This is a genomic window from Streptomyces brasiliensis, from assembly GCF_014647875.1.
Taxonomy (GTDB): domain Bacteria; phylum Actinomycetota; class Actinomycetes; order Streptomycetales; family Streptomycetaceae; genus Streptomyces; species Streptomyces brasiliensis.
On sequence record NZ_BMQA01000042.1, the window covers coordinates 1 to 16,029 of the forward strand.

The window sequence follows — 16,029 nt, forward strand, 5'->3', positions numbered from 1 at the left end:
CCGGCGAGAAACCTGTTCGACTTGCATGTTCCATGATCGGTTGAGATACGGCTTCTCAGAACCTTCGTCGCCCGTCAGGCGGAGGGCCGACATGTTTCCGCGGAGCTCACACGGAATGTATGGGCCACTCTGCGCAATACAGCGGAAGCCGGCCGAGCGCGTGGCGCCATGGAGTTCTTCCTCCTGACCACCTCCCGGGACGGCGGCCTTCCCGCCTCACTCCTCGTGTCCTTGGTGCCGCTGGGCGGGACACCAGGTGATCCGCAGAAGTACGCGGCGTGGCTCGAAGCGCGAGAGCCTGACGGCGGGGCACGAAAGCAGGTGTCGGTGGTGGATCTCCCAGCGGGCGCTGCTGTGCGGGTCATCGGCACCACGACGTTGAGCGTCCATGCCCTTGTGCCCGGCGGGGCGGGCTACTTGACGCTCTCCTTCTCAGCACCACTCACAGGTATGTCTGGCCCGATGGAGCGCTTGTGCGACGCCATTGCGAACTCTCTGCGGTGGGTGGTGTGAGACGTTGAGCGGACCGCCTTACGTCTTCGAAGTGGCGGTGCCTGGCGGTGTCTTCGCTCGCTCTCGGGGCGTCGGGAATTCCGTCCGATCTCCACTCACTCGTACGGGGAAACCGTGTCGTGAGTGAAACGTGCAGGCCTCATGGGTAGGCAGTGAGGGTGAGTGTGTGACGGCCCATGGCATGGGATGGTGAGGGGTTCGCTGGCGCACAGGTTCTGGGCGTGTTCGACCCGTGCTGTTCAAGTGGTTTGCAAGCGGCCGTAGTTGCAGAGCCTAACGGCGGTGCGGGTGGCGATCGCGGAGGCGAGCGCGCCTTGAGGGCCTTATGCCCGGCTGATACGGTGCGATCGCTTGACACTCACCTCGGTGCTGGGTAACTGACCAGGTCGGGCGGTGCGTCCAGCGCGTTCCGCGTGTCGCGCACGGGCGTTCGAGGGTGAAGTGTCCGCTTTTATTGAGGACTTGGCAGACATTTTTCGGGGCGTACGGGGAGCGGTTGCGTGAAGATCCAAGAGCGTACGGGGGCGGGCGCGGGTCGTTCCGCCGCTCCGGCTCAGCCGGCGGTCGGTGACCGGCTTCCCACCGCACCTCGCGAGCGCAAACCGGCACTGGCCGCGCTTGCCGTGCTGCTGATTCTGGTGGGTGCCCTTGGCGCTACGACCCTTGTGCTGCGCGCCGGGGACCGGATCGAGGTCATCAAGGTGACCAAGCCGATCGAGGCCGGGGAGTCCGTCAGCGACAGCAACGTGACGTCCGTGATGGTCGCCGCCGACGACAGCATCGACTACGTCAAGTGGGACCAGCTCGCCACCCTGAAGACCCTCAAGGCCAAGTCCACCATCTACCAGGGCACGGTCGTGGTGGGGCAGATGTTCGCCGGGGGCAGCTCGCTTCCCGCCGGAAAGGCGTCCGTCGGCGTCGCCCTCAAGGAGGGGCAGTACCCCGCCGACATCAAGGCCGGTGACACCGTCGCCGTCTACAACGTCGACTCCAGCGGCTCGGGTTCCGAAAAGACGACCGACTCGACCGCGACCTCCAACGGCGGGCTCCTCGTCGCAAACGCGCGGGTCAACTTCAAGAACGACAGCAGTGACTCCACCATCAGCACGGGCAACCTCTCGCTGACCCTGCTCGTCGACGAGGCCGACGCCGCCGCTGTGACGCGTGCCGCGGCCGCCGGTGCGGTCTCCGTCGTGCACGTTCCCGGCAACGGCAACTAGAAGGCGGCCCCGACCCATGGCCCTCATCGCTCTCGCCGCCGACAAGGGATCCCCCGGCGTCACCACCGCGGCCGTCGCCCTCGCGGCGGTCTGGCCGCGTCGGGTGCTGCTCGCCGAGGCCGATCCCGCCGGCGGCGACCTGGTCTACCGCAGTGCCGCCGCGCACGGCGGGCCGCTCAACCCCAACACCGGCATGCTGTCCATCGCGGCCACCGCCCGCCGCGGGCTGGTGCCCGACCAACTCTGGGACCACGTCCAGCCGTTGAGCGGTGGGCTGGAGGTCCTGGTGGGGCTCGGGATCGCCGAGCAGGCCACCGGACTCGCAGGCCTGTGGCCCACCCTCGGGCAGGCCTTCGCCGCCCTCGCCGACTCCCCGAACGCGCCCGCCGACGTCATCGCCGACTGCGGACGCATCAGCGGCGACACCCCGGCCGTGGAACTGTTCCCGCACGCCGCCCTCGTCCTGCTCGTCTCGCGCACCGAGCCCGAGGCCATCGCCCGCGTCCGGGACCGCGCAGCCGCCCTCTCCACCAAGCTGCACGGCGGCCCGCGCGGCGCCGCCGCCCTCGCCACCCCACTCATCGGCGTCGTCCTGATCGCCGACCCGAGCGCCGCGGGCAAGCTCGCGAGCCAGGTCAACGACATGCTGGTGCACGCCCAGACCGGCGCCCGCGTTGTCGGCACCATCGCCGACGACCCGTCCGGCGCCGAGCAGCTGGCCGGCCGCAAGCGAGGACGCCTGGAGAAGTCGCTGCTCATCCGCTCGGCCCGCAAGGTCGCCGCGGACGTCCACCAGCAGTACGGCGCCGCCTGGGCCGTCTCCGCACAGGCGCAGCAGGTCCATCAGCAGACGCATCACATGCCCCAGCAGCCCCACCAGGGCCACGCGGGAGCCGGACGATGACCGCTGTCGACCACCAGTTGGTCAAGCGGTTCCGGCAGGACGCCGGTGACCGTATCGCCGAGCAGCGCCGGCAGGACCAGGTGAGTGGCGTCACGCCGATGTCCACGGAGGACGAGCGGCAGTACGCCCGCGCGGTCATCGCCCAGATCCTGGAGGAGTACGCCCGCACCGAGATCAACGCGGGCCGTACGCCGCTCGACGCCGAGACCGAGGAGCAGTACGCGGCCGCCGTGCACGCCGCGCTCTTCGGCGTGGGCCGGCTCCAGCCGCTGCTGGACAACCCCGACGTCGAGAACATCGACATCAACGGCTGCGACCAGGTCTTCGTCGGCTACAGCGACGGGCGCGAGGTCAAGGGTGACCCCGTCGCCGAGACCGACGAGGAGCTCATCGAGCTGATCCAGGTGCTCGGCGCCTACTCCGGCCTGTCGTCGCGTCCCTTCGACTCCGCCAACCCCCAGCTCGACCTGCGGCTGCCCGACGGCTCGCGTCTGTCGGCCGTCATGGACGTCGCCCGCCGGCCCGCGCTGTCCATCCGCCGCGCCCGCATGGGCAAGGTGTTCATCTCCGACCTCGTCGGCAACGGGACCCTCACCCCCGAGGTCGCGCACTTCATGGCCTGCGCGGTCCGCGCTCGCAAGAACATCATGATCGCCGGGGCCACCAACGCCGGTAAGACGACGCTGCTGCGCGCGCTCGCCAACGAGATCCCGCCGCACGAGCGCCTCATCACCGTCGAGCGGGCACTGGAACTCGGCCTCGACTCTTTCCCCGAACTGCACCCCAACGTCGTCGCGTTCGAGGAACGGCTGCCCAACTCCGAGGGCCAGGGCGCCATCGCCATGGCCGAACTGGTCCGCCGTTCACTGCGTATGAACCCCTCCCGCGTCATCGTCGGTGAGGTCCTCGGCGACGAGATCGTCACCATGCTCAATGCGATGTCGCAGGGCAACGACGGCTCGCTGTCCACGATCCACGCCAACAGCTCCAGCGAGGTCTTCAACCGTATCTCCACATACGCGTTGCAGGCCTCCGAGCGGCTGCCCATCGAGGCCAGCCAGATGCTGATCGCGGGCGCGGTGAACTTCGTCGTCTTCATCCAGCGGCGCAACAACTACCAGACCGGCGGCCGCCTCCAGCGCATGGTGACCTCCGTCCGCGAGGTCAACGGTGTCGACGGCCGCGTGCTGTCCAGCGAGATCTTCGCCGAGACCCCCGACGGACGGGTCGTACCGCACGCGCCCATAGCCTGCCTGGAGGACCTGATGGCGTACGGCTACCAGCCCCACGGGGCGTGGGGGTGAGCATGAACCTCGGTGCACTCGGCTCCATGGGCGGGCTCTTCTCCACCACCGTCCTGTACTCGATCGGCAGCGGTGTCGCCGTCGGCGGCGGACTCGCGCTGTTCCTGGTCGCCGTGCGCGGACTGCCCGTCAAGCCCGACCACGAGAAGCAGAAGGCCAACGAACGGGCCGCCGAACTCGTCCGGTTCGCCGGTCAGCGCGGTTCGCTCGCCGCGATCACCGGGCTCGCCGTCCTGCTGCTGACCCGCTGGGCCGTGGCCGGCGTCGCGGCCGGCGTCCTCGTCTTCTTCTGGGACCGCCTCTTCGGCGGCGCCGCGGAGGAGCGGGCCGCCATGCGCCGTGTGGAAGCGCTCGCCTCCTGGACGGAGTCCCTGCGCGACACGATCGCGGGCGCCGTCGGCCTGGAGCAGGCCATCCCGGCCTCCGCGCGCGCCTCGGCCCCGATCCTGCGCCCCCATCTCGGCGCCCTCGTCGACCGGTTGCGCGCCCGCACCCCGTTGCCGGACGCGCTCCAGATGCTCGCCGACGAGATCGACGACGCGTCCGCCGACATCATCGTGGCGGCCCTCATCCTCAACGCCCGGCTGCGCGGCCCCGGTCTGCGCCAGGTGCTCGGCGCGCTCGCCAAGTCGGCCCGCGAAGAGGTCGACATGCGTCAGCGCGTGATGGCCCAACGTGCCTCCACGCGCCGCTCGGTGCAGATCGTCGTCGCCGTGTCGGTCGCCTTCGTCCTCGGACTCGCCGTCTTCAACCGCGACTTCGTGGCGCCGTACGGCACCGCCGTCGGCCAGCTCGTGCTCGCCGTCGTCTGCGCCCTGTTCGCGCTCGGCTTCTGGTGGCTGCGCAAGCTGTCCACGATCGAGACGCCCGAACGCTTCCTGGTGCGGGACGAGTCGTCCGTGCAGTTCGTACGGCCCCGCGGTGCCGCCCAACCGGCCGCGCAGGCCTCGCCGTTCCAGCAGGAAGAAGGTGTACGCCGGTGAACCTGACGATGCCGATCATCGTCGGCGTGGTCCTCGGACTCGGTGTCTACGCCCTCATCCGCGCCCTCATGCCGTCGAAGCGCAGCGCCGTCGCGCAGGTCGCGCGGATCGACGCGATGCGGGCGCGCGGAGCGGCGTACGAGTCGGCGCGCGGCACCAAGGACACGGGACGCTTCGGCTCGCTGCGGGCCGAAGTCGGCACGCGCGTCGCCGAGTTCTATCTCCAGCAGGGGTGGGAGCAGCGGTCGCTGCGGGCCGACCTCGCGGTCCTGGACCGCAGCTGGGAGAAGTTCCTCGCGACCAAGGTGCTGCTCGCGACGGCGGGTCTCTTCTTCGGCCCGTTCCTGTTCGCGGTGGTGTGGACGATGGGCTTCGGCCGCAGCCCCGTCATCCCGGTCTGGCTCGCCCTGCTCTGCGCCGTCCTGTTCTTCTTCCTGCCCGACCTGGAGGTACGGCGCGACGCTGCCGACAAGCGCCGGGACCTGCGCCGCGTCATCGGGGCGTACCTGGACCTGGTGTCGATGAGCCTGGCCGGCGGGCGCGGTCTGCCCGAGGCGCTGATGGCGGCGGCCGAGGTCTCGGACGGCTGGGCCACGCACCGCATCCGCAACGCTCTGGCCGACGCCCGCATCACCGGCATCAGCCAGTGGCAGGCGCTGGGCGCGCTCGGTGAGGAACTGGGCGTGGAGGAGCTCAAGGACCTCTCCGCCTCGCTAGCCCTGGTCGCGGACGACGGCGCCAAGGTCCGTGAGTCGCTCGCCTCGCGCGCGGAGACCATGCGGCACCGCGAACTTGCCGAGATCGAGGGCAGCGCGGGTGAGAAGTCCCAGTCGATGCTCGTGGCCCAACTGCTGCTGTGCGCCGGCTTCCTGGTGTTCCTGATCTTCCCGGCCGCGATGAGGGTGTTCCAGGTGTGACGCGGATTCGAGACCGTATCCAGAACTGCCCCGACTAGCTTCGAATGACAGCGACCTAGCTTCGAACGACGGCGACGCGAATCGCTTCGAGAGGACAACTCATCATGAACGGACGGAACTTCAGCACCGGGATCCCGGCCGTGGACTTCCTGGTCACCTTCCTGCAGGGCCGGGTGCAGCGTGCCCGCTCCGGCGAACTCGACCGCGGCGCCTCCGCCGTGGAGTGGGTCATCATCTCCGCGGTCGTCGTGGCGATCGTCGGCGTGGTCGCCGCCATCATCAACACCGCGCTGAGCGACGGCGCCAACAAGGTCGGCGACTGCATCAAGGGCGCCAGCGCGAGCAAGACCTGCTGATCGCGCCAGCGACGCGGACGACGGGACGACGGGGACGAGAGCGGGGACGGCGGCGGGGATGCGGGCACAGGTGGCCGGACGGTTGCGCCGGCGCGCGGAGGCGGCGCGCGGCGCCTCCGACTCCGGCATGACCGCGATCGAGTTCGTGCTCCTCACGCCCGTCCTCTTCTTCATGATCTTCGCAACGGTGCAGTTCGCCCTGTACTTCTTCGCCGACCACGTGGCCCAGGCGGCGGCCCAGGCGGGCGCCCGCAAGGCCCGCGCCACGGCCGACGAACAGCCGGGGGCCTGGCGGGGCGAGGCGCGGGACGTCGTGGACGCCTACATCAGCCAACTCGGCCCGCAGCTGGTGCTGGCGCCGAACGTCACGATGCTCCAGCCGGAGCAGAACACGGTGGGCGTGGAGATCACGGCACGGGTGCCGACGGTGTTCCCCGGCCTCGACCTGACGGTGCACGCGCAGTCGTCGGGACCGGTGGAACGGTTCGTACCGGAGGGGCAGAACTAGATGCTGCTCGTGTCCTTCCTGCGCCGGCGAGTCGATGCCGTACGGGCCGACCGGGGTCTGTCCACCGTGGAGGTGGTGATCCTCGCCCCGGTGATGATCATGTTCATCCTGGTGCTGGTGGCCTTCGGGCAGCTGGTCGACGGCCGGGGCGCCCTGGACGGCGCCGCGCGCGACGCGGCCCGCGCGGGCTCGATCCAGAAGGACCATGCGACGGCGATGGCCGAGGCCCGCAAGGCCGCCGAGGCCGACCTGGCGGACGTCTGCTCCGGCCCGGTGTCCGTCGTCCAGACCAGTCAGGGCTTCGAACCGGACACCCTCTTCACGGTCGAGGTCAGCTGCCAGGTGCGGGGCCTGGCGATGCTGGGCCTGGACGTCCCGACGCGGCTGTCGGCGAGCTTCAGTTCCCCGCTGGATCCGTTCCGGAGGTCGGCGTGATCGGCGTGAGGGGTGTCGTACGGGACTGGTGGGCCGAGCGCAGGCAGGTCCTGGACGACCGGGGCTCGGGCGCCGGCGCGGTGATCATCTTCGCGCTGGTCTTCCTCTCCCTGTCCGCGTTCGTGATCGACGGCGGCCTGTCGATCTCCAAACGTGAACGGGCCGCCGACATAGCGGAGCAGGCGGCGCGCTACGCCGCCCAGGACATCGACAAGGAAGCCCTCTACGACAACCAGGGCGGCCCGGCCCCCATCAACTTCCAGGACTGTGACGCGCGGGTGAAGACCTTCGCCCGCGAGATGGACATGAGCGGCGCGGACGTCGCGGCGACCCACTGCGTGGCGGCCAATGCCCAACAGGTCGAGGTCGAGGTCCAGTTGACGTACCAGCCGGTGTTCACCGGGATGTTCTACGGGGGCGACGTGGTGGTGCACGGCCAGGCGGTGGCGGAGAACGAGGTCGGCTGAGCAAGCGGAGCCCGTCGGCGGCAGGTACAGCGGAACCGAGAGAACCGGGGGTGTGGCACACATGAGTGATCAGCAGGCGGACATCGACCGGATCAGGGAGTGCTCCAGGGCACTGACCCGCATCAGAGGCACCTTCTCCGAGCGCGCCGACCCGGCGGACGGATACGGAGTGGGGGAGCTCGGTTCGCAGAAGCTGCTGGACGCCTTCGAGAAGTTCGGCAGCAACTGGAAGATCCATCGCGGGAAACTCACCGAGGAACTGGAGAAGCTCGCCGAGATCACCAAGACTGCGGCGGACTCCTACGACGCGCTCGACCACGAACTCGCGGAAGCCCTCCGGAACGCGGACAGACAGGGCAAGCAGGGTAAGGGGGGGAAGAATTGACCGCGCGTCCCGCCGCCCACCGCTGGGCCGTCCTCGACGAGTCGTCCGATCCGGTGCCCGGCGACCCGGAAGAGGTCGCCGCGCTCGGCCGGCAGCTGCGCAGGACCGCCGAGGCCATCGAGAAGGAGGCCCGCGAGATCAAGGCGCTGGCCTCGGTGGAGAACTGGAAGAGCAAGACCGCCACCGAGTTCCGCGAGGCCGCCGACGGGGCGGGCGACAAGCTGCGCAAAGCTTTCAAGCGGTACGACGAGGCTGCGAATGCCCTCGGCACCCAGGTCCGCGACGGGGTGTGCAGCAACGAGTACGCCTCCGAACTGCACCGCGCCCAGCAGATGGCCGACCAGGCGCTGCATGATGCCGAGGCGGCTCACGACGACCTCGGCGCCGCCCAGCGGTCACTGGACGGCCTGCCCGACGACACGCCGAAGGACGATCCAGACACCAAGAAGTACAACCGGCAGAAGGATCAGGCCTCCTCCTCCCTCTCGGCCGCCAAGGACGCCCTCGAAGCCGCCAAGGGCATCCGTGACCGTGCCGCCAGCGCGGCCGCCGACGCCATCCACGACGTCATCGAGGGCGACGGGCTCAAGGACGGCTGGACGGACAAGTTCAAGAACTGGGTGCACGACAACGCCGGGTGGCTGACCCAGATCTCGAAATGGGCGGGCCGCATCGCGCTGTGGGCGGGCGTGGCGGCCCTCGCCCTGGGCTGGATTCCGGTCATAGGCCAGGCCATCGCCGCCGTCGCCAACGCCGTCGCCCTGGCCGCCAGTGTCGTCGCCCTTGCCGCCGACCTGGTGCTCGCCCTGGGCGGCGAGGGTAGCTGGAAGTCGGTCATCCTGGATGCCGTGGGCGTCGCGACCTTCGGTATCGGGCGGGCGGCCATGTCGGGGGCCCGGGGAGCGGCCGCGGGAACCAAGGCGCTCGCACGCGGCAACCTGTACCGGCAGGCGGTGGCCGCAGGCGCGAAGACGAACAAGGCCTGGAAGATAGCCAACAGGGGTGCGCAGGGGGCGATCCGCGGCAAGAGCGCGGCCAAGGCGCTGGCTGCCATGCCGAAGGGGAAGCTCTTCACCCCGAGCAATCTCAGGGAGGGGTTCAGTCCTGTGTCCATGTACCGGGATACAGTCGACGGAGTGAAGTCGATCAGGAATGCCTTCTCCACACAGGGATGGCGCAACGGTTTCAAGGACCTGGCGGCGCCGCGCTCGGCGGGAACCCTGGATCCGGAACTGGCCAGGACCGCCGCCGGTCTCGACGGCATGGCTCAGGCCGCCAAAGGCATGCCGGACGTCGCCCGTGGGGTGAGCAACTTCCACGGCCAGACGAACGTGTGGCTGGGCGCCACGGCCACGGGGGTCGCAGCCGGCGCCGAGGGTGCGTACGGTGCGGTGACGGGGCTCTACGACAAGGTCACCGGATGATCCCCGAGCCCGCCCTCAGACCGGCCGGCTCTCGTGGACCCGGGCTGGAGCGGTGCCATCGCTCCCGGATCTTCCTGGACCAGGGCGACCTCGTGGTGCGGACGCGCACGCGGTCACTCCGTCGGCCCGTGGGAGAGAACGGGATCGCGCGCGCGGTCTTCGTCGACGCGGGCGGCGACGACATGGAACGCATGGGGCCGACGATCCCCGGCTCCTGGGGCGAGGTTCAGTTGCAGGACCGGGACGGGGCGCTGATCGGCTGGTTCGACATCGAGGACTGGCTCCCCGAGTCGCCTGCGCTGGTCAAGCGGTCCGTCCAGGGTGAGCAGGCGCTCCGCCGTACGGGCGCGGCCGATCTGTTCCGGTCCGCGGGGGTTCCCGTGCACATCGTGCGGGACAGGAACGATCCCAGGGTCGCGCCACGTACCCGTGCGGGGCGGGGCACGGCGCTCGGTCCCGGAAAGTCCTTCCCGGCCTGGTACTGGAACACGCGCGCCGTGGCCGGAGGCGTCTGGTTCGCCACGATCACCGTGATCATCCTCTCGGGTTCGACGGCGCCCTGGCTCGTTCTCCTGTCCGCCGTCGCCGCCCTGGTCGCCCCGACGGCGCGACTGGCTCTGCGAGCCTGGACCCGCCGGCGCCTGAAGCGCTGTGCCCCCGTCGTCCGGGAGCGCGTCAAGCCCGCCCCCGCGGACGAGCTGGGAGCGACCGTCAGGTTCTGCCGCGACACCGAGCTGCGCGTGCAGGACAGCGATCTCGTGCTGCGGGAGCTCGGCGGGCAGGAGTACTGGTTTCCCCTGACCGGACCGCATGCCCTGACGGCCCTGGTCCTGGTGCGCGACCGGACCGGTGCGCCGCTCGGCGCCGAACTGCGCGGACCGGGCGATCAGGTACGCGTCGTGCTCCCCTGGGGCCCCTGGTTCGCGGGGGAGGGCGGCACGGACGGGTGGTCCCGGCTCCGCCGGTCCGCCGGGCTGTCCGTGTCCGAACGCAGCCTGACGGGGAAGGGCACCTGGCCCAAACCGGCGCTGGGGTCCCGGCCCCTGCCGCAATCCGGTAGGGAAGCCCGTGCCATGTCACGCTTCCCGGGCACCGTCGCCGGTGCTTCGTCCACGGCGGTCATGGCGGTCGGTTCCTTCTTCTCCCTCACCCTCGGAGCCCGGATCGAGGACTCCCACCCCGGTGCCGGGGGTGCCGCGATCCTCATGGGCGCGCTGGGAGCCGTACTCCAGGCGCTCCCGTACGGCATCCACCAACTGCGCAGCAGGCTGTGGCTCGACCGCCCGGTGACCCCGGCAGGGCGGCAACCTCTCACGGAGCGGACGGCATGACACCACCCGAGGACACCGCGCCGCCCCCGGGCGACTACCGCCTCCTTCTGCCGGAGGGCTGGTTCCGGATCCTTCTCGATCCGCCGGACCAGCGGGACAAGGCGGTCGCCGCCCTCGTGGAGCGCCAGTTCCACGGCATCGACAACGCGCCGCATCTCAAGGAGGACTTCCGCAAGGACCTTCGGCGGCGGGCCACCAAGGCGGCACGCAGCGGCGGCATCGAGCTCTACCTCAGCCTCCAGGAGGTCGGCCCGATCACCATCCCCGCCTCACTCCTCGTCACCTTCGCCCCGCTCCGGCACCCGAACCCTCAGCCGCTTCCGCTGGAGGCGCTGGCGGACGCGCTGTCCACGGACGCGGAGGGAGAGGCGACGGTGAGCATCGAGGAGCTGCCGTCCGGTTCCGCGGTCCGGGTCCGCAGGCTGACCCGGCAGCCCGATGAGGAAGCCACCGGCCACGCCCACAACTCGGTGTCGGTGGAGTACCACCTTCCCGTCCCCGGTTCGGCGGCATTCCTGCTGCTCACCTTCTCGACCCCACTGGAACCGATCGCCGACGCGATGGCCGGGCTCTTCGACGCGATCGCGGGCTCACTGGCCTGGACGGAGTGATGACACCCATGACGGACGACCTCTCGAACCTGGGCCTGGAGTGCTCGCCGGACTGGGTGCCCCTGCCCGTCACGGACACCGTGGACCTCGACTACTGGGCCCGTTACCAGGCCGCGGAACTCGTCGAACGCTACGCGCGCGACGGCGAGAAGGGTGATGCGGGCCAGCTGGAGCGAAGTCTCAGGAGCGCGGTGACGGACAGCCGCAAGCGCACGCCGCTCGCTGCGTTCGCCCTCTATCTGAGCGGCCAAGCCTTCATGGCGGCGGGCCTCGAACTCGACGCGCTCCATCCGGACGCCGAGTATCCCGAGGTCACCCTCGCTCTGCTCACCGAGCACATGTCGGTCACGGACTTCGGCGAGCCGAACGTCCGCCGGGTACGGCTCCCGTTGGGCGAGGCCGTCCGCATCCGCCAGAACCTCATCGGCGAGAAGAAGCGCTGGTTCGGCGCTCGCCCGGTGATTCGTTCGCTCTTCTACGGGGTCCGTCCGGAGGGCATGGGGACGGCCGTCACGTTGACCCTCTCCTGGGAGGAGGCGGTCCTCGACGAACCGGTCGAGCAGATGGGGGACGCCATCGCCAGGACGCTGACGGTGTGACAGGCGGGAGCCTGAGAATGCGCTGACGCTGTCCGGGTGTTGCGGGATGTCTGAGGGCCTCTGGAAGATGTGGGCCACAGGTTTGCAGACGATGCGTACGCGACGGGGGCTGCGACGGCATGGTGGGGTATCGGCCTGCGGATTGGCATCCGCTGGATCTGGACAGGGACCCGACGCCGGGGGATCCGGACCGGGTGCGTTCGCTGGCCACGCAGTTGCACGACTTCGCGCATGATGTCTCCGAGGCGTTGCGTCTGGTCAAGGGGATGGCGGGCGAGGACACGCTGCTGGAGTGGGCGGGCAAGTCGGCGGAGGTGTTCAAGGAGCAGTTCGGGGATGTTCCGAAGAACCTGAAAAAGCTGAAGACGTCGTACGAGATGTGCGGGGACGCGCTGGCGGACTTCTGGCCGAAGCTGGAGCGTGCGCAGGCGTTGGCGGACCGGGCGCTGGCGAAGGCGAAGGAGGCGCAGGACGACCTCACGTCCGCCAAGTCCCGTCCCTCGTCGGCTGATTCGTGGGTCAACCGGGCCAACAAGGAAGCCGACAAGTACACGGACGACCCCACCGGCCGTAAGTCCGACGGGGACAAGCCGGACGAGGCGAAGGTCCGTGCCGCCACCCGGGACGTGCAGAACGCCAAGTCGGCGCATTCCAAGGACATCTGGCGCTACACCTGGGACGCCGACGACCGGCTCACCTCGGTCGTCACGCCCGACGGCACGCTCTGGCGCTACCTCTACGACCCCCTGGGGCGCCGGGTCGCCAAGCGGCGGATGGCCGCCGACGGGCAGGGGATCGCCGAGGAGACCCGTTTCACGTGGGACGGCGCGCACCTGGTGGAGCAGACCACGGTCCGGGCGGACTCCTCGGAGACGTCCACGCTGACCTGGGAGCGGGACGGCACGCGGCCGCTGGCCCAGACCGAGCGCATCACCCTGGCCGACGCACCGCAGGAGGTCGTCGACGAGCGGTTCTACGCCATGGTCACCGACCTGGTCGGCACCCCCACCGAACTCGTCTCGGAGGGCGGCGACGTCGTCTGGCGCGCCGACGCCACGCTGTGGGGCGTCCCCGGGCCGCAGGAGTCGCTGGACACCTCCACGCCGCTGCGCTTCCCGGGCCAGTACTTCGACCCCGAGACGCAGCTCCACCACAACTTCTTCCGGTACTACGACCCGGTCGCCGCGGCCTACATCAGCGCCGACCCACTGGGCCTCGACGCGGGTCCGAACCCGTGCGCCTACGTCCCGAACCCGCTGTCGTGGCTCGACTATCTCGGCCTCCTCACCTGCGCCGAGAACGCCGACCTGCTGGCGAAGAACCTGGCGCGGGAGGGACGGGCGAAGAGTGCGGGGGAGGCCGCGGCCCATATCGTGCCGTCGGGAATGAAGCGCAACGGGGCGGCGCAGGCACGAGCCCTGCTGGAGAAGTACGGGGTCGACATCAACGACGCCGCGAACGGTATTCCGTTGGGGCATCCCCGGCCGCACAACTTCACGCACCGCAAGATGTTCCTGACACGCGTGAACGCGCATCTGAACATGACGGTGGACAGTATGACGGCTGCCGGCTACGGCGCGCGTGCCATCCGCGGTGCACTGCGTCAGGAACTGCGCTCCATCGGCCGGCAGGTCGAGAGCGAGTTGGCGGGTGGGCAACCAGCGGTGAACGCGATATGGACCGCACCGTGATGGACCATACCGAGAAGACGACGAAGACGACGAATACGGACGGTGGCGCAATGGCTGAGATGCCGGACAAGGGGCTGTCGGTGTACCGGCTCCTGCCGAGCCTGAGTGAATACCAGACGCTGCATCTCAACAATTTTGATGCGGTTGCGCTCATGCGCTGGCAGAGTGCGGGAGGCAAAGCGGACCGGCCCACTCGGCTGCGCGCCGAATGGTTGGGCGAGAAGCGCTGGTCCAAGAGCGAGTTCCCCACCGGCTACCACGGTGCTCCCATCCTCAGCCGTCGTCTTGTCGAGCGCTTCGGGGGCGAGTTGCTCACGGCCGGCAGTCTCGTGCCCGTCGACATCGACAACGCGAAAGACGACGAGTACAGCCTCTACCTTGTGGAACAAGTGGTCGACTGCCTCGACACCCGCAGGTCGTCGAAGCCCAAGCGGAGCGGCGAGATCAAGAAGGAGGTGTTCCTCCCGGAGGCGCTGCCCGTGGACCTCCCGGCCTTCCGCCTGCCGCAGTTCCCCACCGCCGTCCAGTGGAACGGCTGGGCCGCCGACCGGCTCGTCGAGCTGACCGGCGACGAGATCGAGGCCCGGCTGCTGTGGTCCGAGAACCCGAAGGCCACGCCGCACCCCGACCCCTGGGGGATCTGAGCAACTCAGCGGTTGACCGACTGGATCTCCTGGACGTCCATGTCCTGGGTGGTCTCGAAGGTGCCGTCGGGGAGGTCGCCCTCGGCCCCTCCGGTGCCGACCCAGGTGATCTTCCAGGTGACACTGGCCTTCAGGTGGTACGGCGTGCCGCTGGTGGCGCGGAGATACCTGATGCCACAGGGCGGGGTCCTGTCGGCGTCCCCCTTCGCGTACGGCGTTCCGATGGATCCGTCGTCCTTGAACGTGCAGTCACCCGAGGCGGGGTAGGTCTCGGCGTCTTCCGTACCCGGGTCGAGGTGGAGGGAGACGGGTTTGGCGGTTGTCTCGGCCCAGAGACCGGTGCCGGGGAGCTCGGCGCGAACCTTGATGTCTCGGAAGGTTCCCTGGTCCAGCCAGACCCAAGTAGGCAGGTTCACCGTGGACTTGGTGGACGGCTTGAGTTCGGTCTCGGTGTCGGGGACCTGGACCTGGTTGTAGGCGTACTCCGCGAGCGTCTTGGGCGTGGGGGCGTGGGGGATCCTGGGTATCTCGCCCGCGTCCTGCCAGAACATGATCCTGCCGCAGTCCCAGGAGTCGGGGTCGGTGTCGTCCGGTGCCACGCTGCGCCAGAAGTAGCCGTTCTTGCCGATGTTGTAGTCCTTGTACCCCTCGGCGGTGCTGAACGCGTCGTCGAAGTTGGTCTCCGGCTTGCCGTCCCGGTAGTGGTCCGTCCACAGCTCTTTGCCGAACCAGGCCTCGTGGATGCCCACGTCGCCGTTGCCGTCCGTCCGGTCCACGAAGTTCTTCAGCCCTTCGCCCGTGAAGACGGGCTCGTACCAGCAGGCCGGGGGCTTCCAGTTGACGTCCACAGAGGAGATACGACCGCGTTTGCCCCCAGTGGGGCCGCTGACTTGGCGGACCTTGATCCGGGAGTAGGTCGCGGAGGCGTAGATGTTCTTGTCCTTGGTGCCGCCGTGCGATCCGGTGTTGGTGCCTCCGCCGCCGATGGCCTCGGCCGGCGTGGAGGCGAGGAGCAGGCCGGTCAGTGAGACGATGGCCGCAGTTGCCGCACGCCTGGACCTCATCGTCAGCAGCCGCCCCTCTTGCCGCGCGTGGACACGTTCTGCCAGACGCCGTCGGCGTTCTTGGCCAGCGTGACGGTGTAGAAGACCTTGGGGTCCGTGCCTGCCGGATTCCCCTGGACCTCCTTCGTCGCGCGGTTTCTCGTGTACGCCTTGCTCTCGTCCGTGCAGTACGACACCACGGCACGCGTCTTCTTGTCGCCGAGGAGGGTGAACTCGGGGTCGTACGCCGGCAGCTTGCCGAAGACGGTGAGGTTCTTGCTCGTGTACGTCTTGATCCACTGCCGGTCCTGTGAAAGTCCCGACGCCGTGTCGTAGAAGGCGAGGGCGTCACCGCCGTCCGGCTCGTCGGCGATGATCGCCGCGTATCCCGCCCGAAGCTGTTCCTTGGCGTCGTCGAGGACGGCCTGTTCGACGGCGTCGCCGCTCGTCCAGCCGTCGAACGTCAGCTGGAACTCGCCGGGGAGCTTGATGTCGGGGCGCTTGATCCCGGAGGCCTGCGAGGCCGACGCCGAAGCCGAAGGGCTCGTGGAGCCCGTGTCCGCCCCCTTGATGTCGTCCTGCTTGTCGTCGCCGCCTCCGCATGCCGTGAGCAGCAGGGCCGCGGTGGTCGTGAGGACGGTGGCGGTGGTGGTCAGAGCGCGGCGGGCCACGGTTCGGTCTCTCCCCCGGTGTT

Annotated in this window: 19 protein-coding genes; 17 read left to right on the forward strand and 2 right to left on the reverse strand. The window is 69.4% G+C overall.

Going from position 1 to position 16,029, the window contains the following annotated elements; all coding sequences use genetic code 11:
* The first annotated feature begins 168 nt into the window (after window positions 1-168).
* The 17 genes from IEZ19_RS36625 (at window position 169) to IEZ19_RS36705 (ending at window position 14,292) form a co-directional block, all read left to right on the forward strand.
* Window positions 169-513, forward strand: coding sequence for a hypothetical protein (locus IEZ19_RS36625; protein ID WP_229841246.1), 345 nt, complete (start codon window positions 169-171; stop codon window positions 511-513).
* A 500-nt stretch (window positions 514-1,013) separates the two neighbouring features.
* On the forward strand, window positions 1,014-1,733 hold the full coding sequence (locus IEZ19_RS36630) for a hypothetical protein (RefSeq protein ID WP_189315712.1): 720 nt from the start codon (window positions 1,014-1,016) through the stop codon (window positions 1,731-1,733).
* Window positions 1,734-1,749: 16 nt separating this feature from the next.
* On the forward strand, window positions 1,750-2,637 hold the full coding sequence (locus IEZ19_RS36635) for a hypothetical protein (protein WP_189315713.1): 888 nt from the start codon (window positions 1,750-1,752) through the stop codon (window positions 2,635-2,637).
* Window positions 2,634-3,941: a TadA family conjugal transfer-associated ATPase gene (locus IEZ19_RS36640; protein ID WP_189315714.1), complete on the forward strand. Its 1,308-nt coding sequence runs from the start codon at window positions 2,634-2,636 to the stop codon at window positions 3,939-3,941. Before IEZ19_RS36635 ends, IEZ19_RS36640 begins: the two co-directional genes overlap by 4 nt.
* A gap of 26 nt (window positions 3,942-3,967) precedes the next feature.
* Entirely contained in the window at window positions 3,968-4,924 is a 957-nt protein-coding gene (locus IEZ19_RS36645; RefSeq protein WP_189315767.1) for a type II secretion system F family protein, read from the forward strand.
* A complete protein-coding gene (locus IEZ19_RS36650; RefSeq protein WP_189315715.1) occupies window positions 4,921-5,841 on the forward strand; it encodes a type II secretion system F family protein in 921 nt (306 codons plus the stop codon). The genes IEZ19_RS36645 and IEZ19_RS36650 overlap by 4 nt, the downstream gene beginning before the upstream one ends.
* A 104-nt stretch (window positions 5,842-5,945) precedes the next feature.
* Window positions 5,946-6,197 (forward strand): hypothetical protein, encoded by a 252-nt coding sequence (locus IEZ19_RS36655; protein WP_189315716.1) that lies wholly within the window; start codon window positions 5,946-5,948, stop codon window positions 6,195-6,197.
* Between the two features lie 58 nt (window positions 6,198-6,255).
* On the forward strand, window positions 6,256-6,705 hold the full coding sequence (locus IEZ19_RS36660) for a TadE family protein (protein ID WP_189315717.1): 450 nt from the start codon (window positions 6,256-6,258) through the stop codon (window positions 6,703-6,705).
* Window positions 6,706-7,140, forward strand: coding sequence for a TadE/TadG family type IV pilus assembly protein (locus IEZ19_RS36665; RefSeq protein WP_189315718.1), 435 nt, complete (start codon window positions 6,706-6,708; stop codon window positions 7,138-7,140).
* A 5-nt stretch (window positions 7,141-7,145) separates the two neighbouring features.
* Complete coding sequence (locus tag IEZ19_RS36670) at window positions 7,146-7,607, forward strand: pilus assembly protein TadG-related protein (RefSeq protein WP_189315768.1); 462 nt, start codon at window positions 7,146-7,148, stop codon at window positions 7,605-7,607.
* Window positions 7,608-7,668: 61 nt separating this feature from the next.
* Window positions 7,669-7,992, forward strand: a complete 324-nt coding sequence (locus tag IEZ19_RS36675) for a hypothetical protein (protein WP_189315719.1) — start codon at window positions 7,669-7,671, stop codon at window positions 7,990-7,992.
* Window positions 7,989-9,416, forward strand: coding sequence for a hypothetical protein (locus IEZ19_RS36680; RefSeq protein WP_189315720.1), 1,428 nt, complete (start codon window positions 7,989-7,991; stop codon window positions 9,414-9,416). The genes IEZ19_RS36675 and IEZ19_RS36680 overlap by 4 nt, the downstream gene beginning before the upstream one ends.
* Before the next feature lie 128 nt (window positions 9,417-9,544).
* The gene (locus tag IEZ19_RS36685) at window positions 9,545-10,747 is read left to right on the forward strand and encodes a hypothetical protein (protein WP_229841248.1); all 1,203 of its coding nucleotides are present in this window, start codon (window positions 9,545-9,547) and stop codon (window positions 10,745-10,747) included.
* Window positions 10,744-11,358: a hypothetical protein gene (locus tag IEZ19_RS36690; protein ID WP_189315722.1), complete on the forward strand. Its 615-nt coding sequence runs from the start codon at window positions 10,744-10,746 to the stop codon at window positions 11,356-11,358. The genes IEZ19_RS36685 and IEZ19_RS36690 overlap by 4 nt, the downstream gene beginning before the upstream one ends.
* Window positions 11,359-11,366: 8 nt before the next feature.
* Window positions 11,367-11,957 carry a hypothetical protein gene (locus IEZ19_RS36695; protein WP_189315723.1) on the forward strand — a complete coding sequence of 197 codons (591 nt, stop codon included), beginning with the start codon at window positions 11,367-11,369 and terminating at the stop codon, window positions 11,955-11,957.
* Window positions 11,958-12,076: 119 nt separating this feature from the next.
* Window positions 12,077-13,648 (forward strand): RHS repeat domain-containing protein, encoded by a 1,572-nt coding sequence (locus IEZ19_RS36700; protein ID WP_189315724.1) that lies wholly within the window; start codon window positions 12,077-12,079, stop codon window positions 13,646-13,648.
* 50 nt (window positions 13,649-13,698) lie between these two features.
* Complete coding sequence (locus IEZ19_RS36705; RefSeq protein WP_189315725.1) at window positions 13,699-14,292, forward strand: hypothetical protein; 594 nt, start codon at window positions 13,699-13,701, stop codon at window positions 14,290-14,292.
* 5 nt (window positions 14,293-14,297) lie between these two features.
* Here the strand turns inward: IEZ19_RS36705 and IEZ19_RS36710 are convergent, their stop codons facing one another.
* Window positions 14,298-15,356: a hypothetical protein gene (locus IEZ19_RS36710; protein ID WP_189315726.1), complete on the reverse strand. Its 1,059-nt coding sequence runs from the start codon at window positions 15,354-15,356 to the stop codon at window positions 14,298-14,300.
* 2 nt (window positions 15,357-15,358) lie between these two features.
* Entirely contained in the window at window positions 15,359-16,006 is a 648-nt protein-coding gene (locus IEZ19_RS36715; protein ID WP_189315727.1) for a hypothetical protein, read from the reverse strand.
* Window positions 16,007-16,029: the final 23 nt, after the last annotated feature.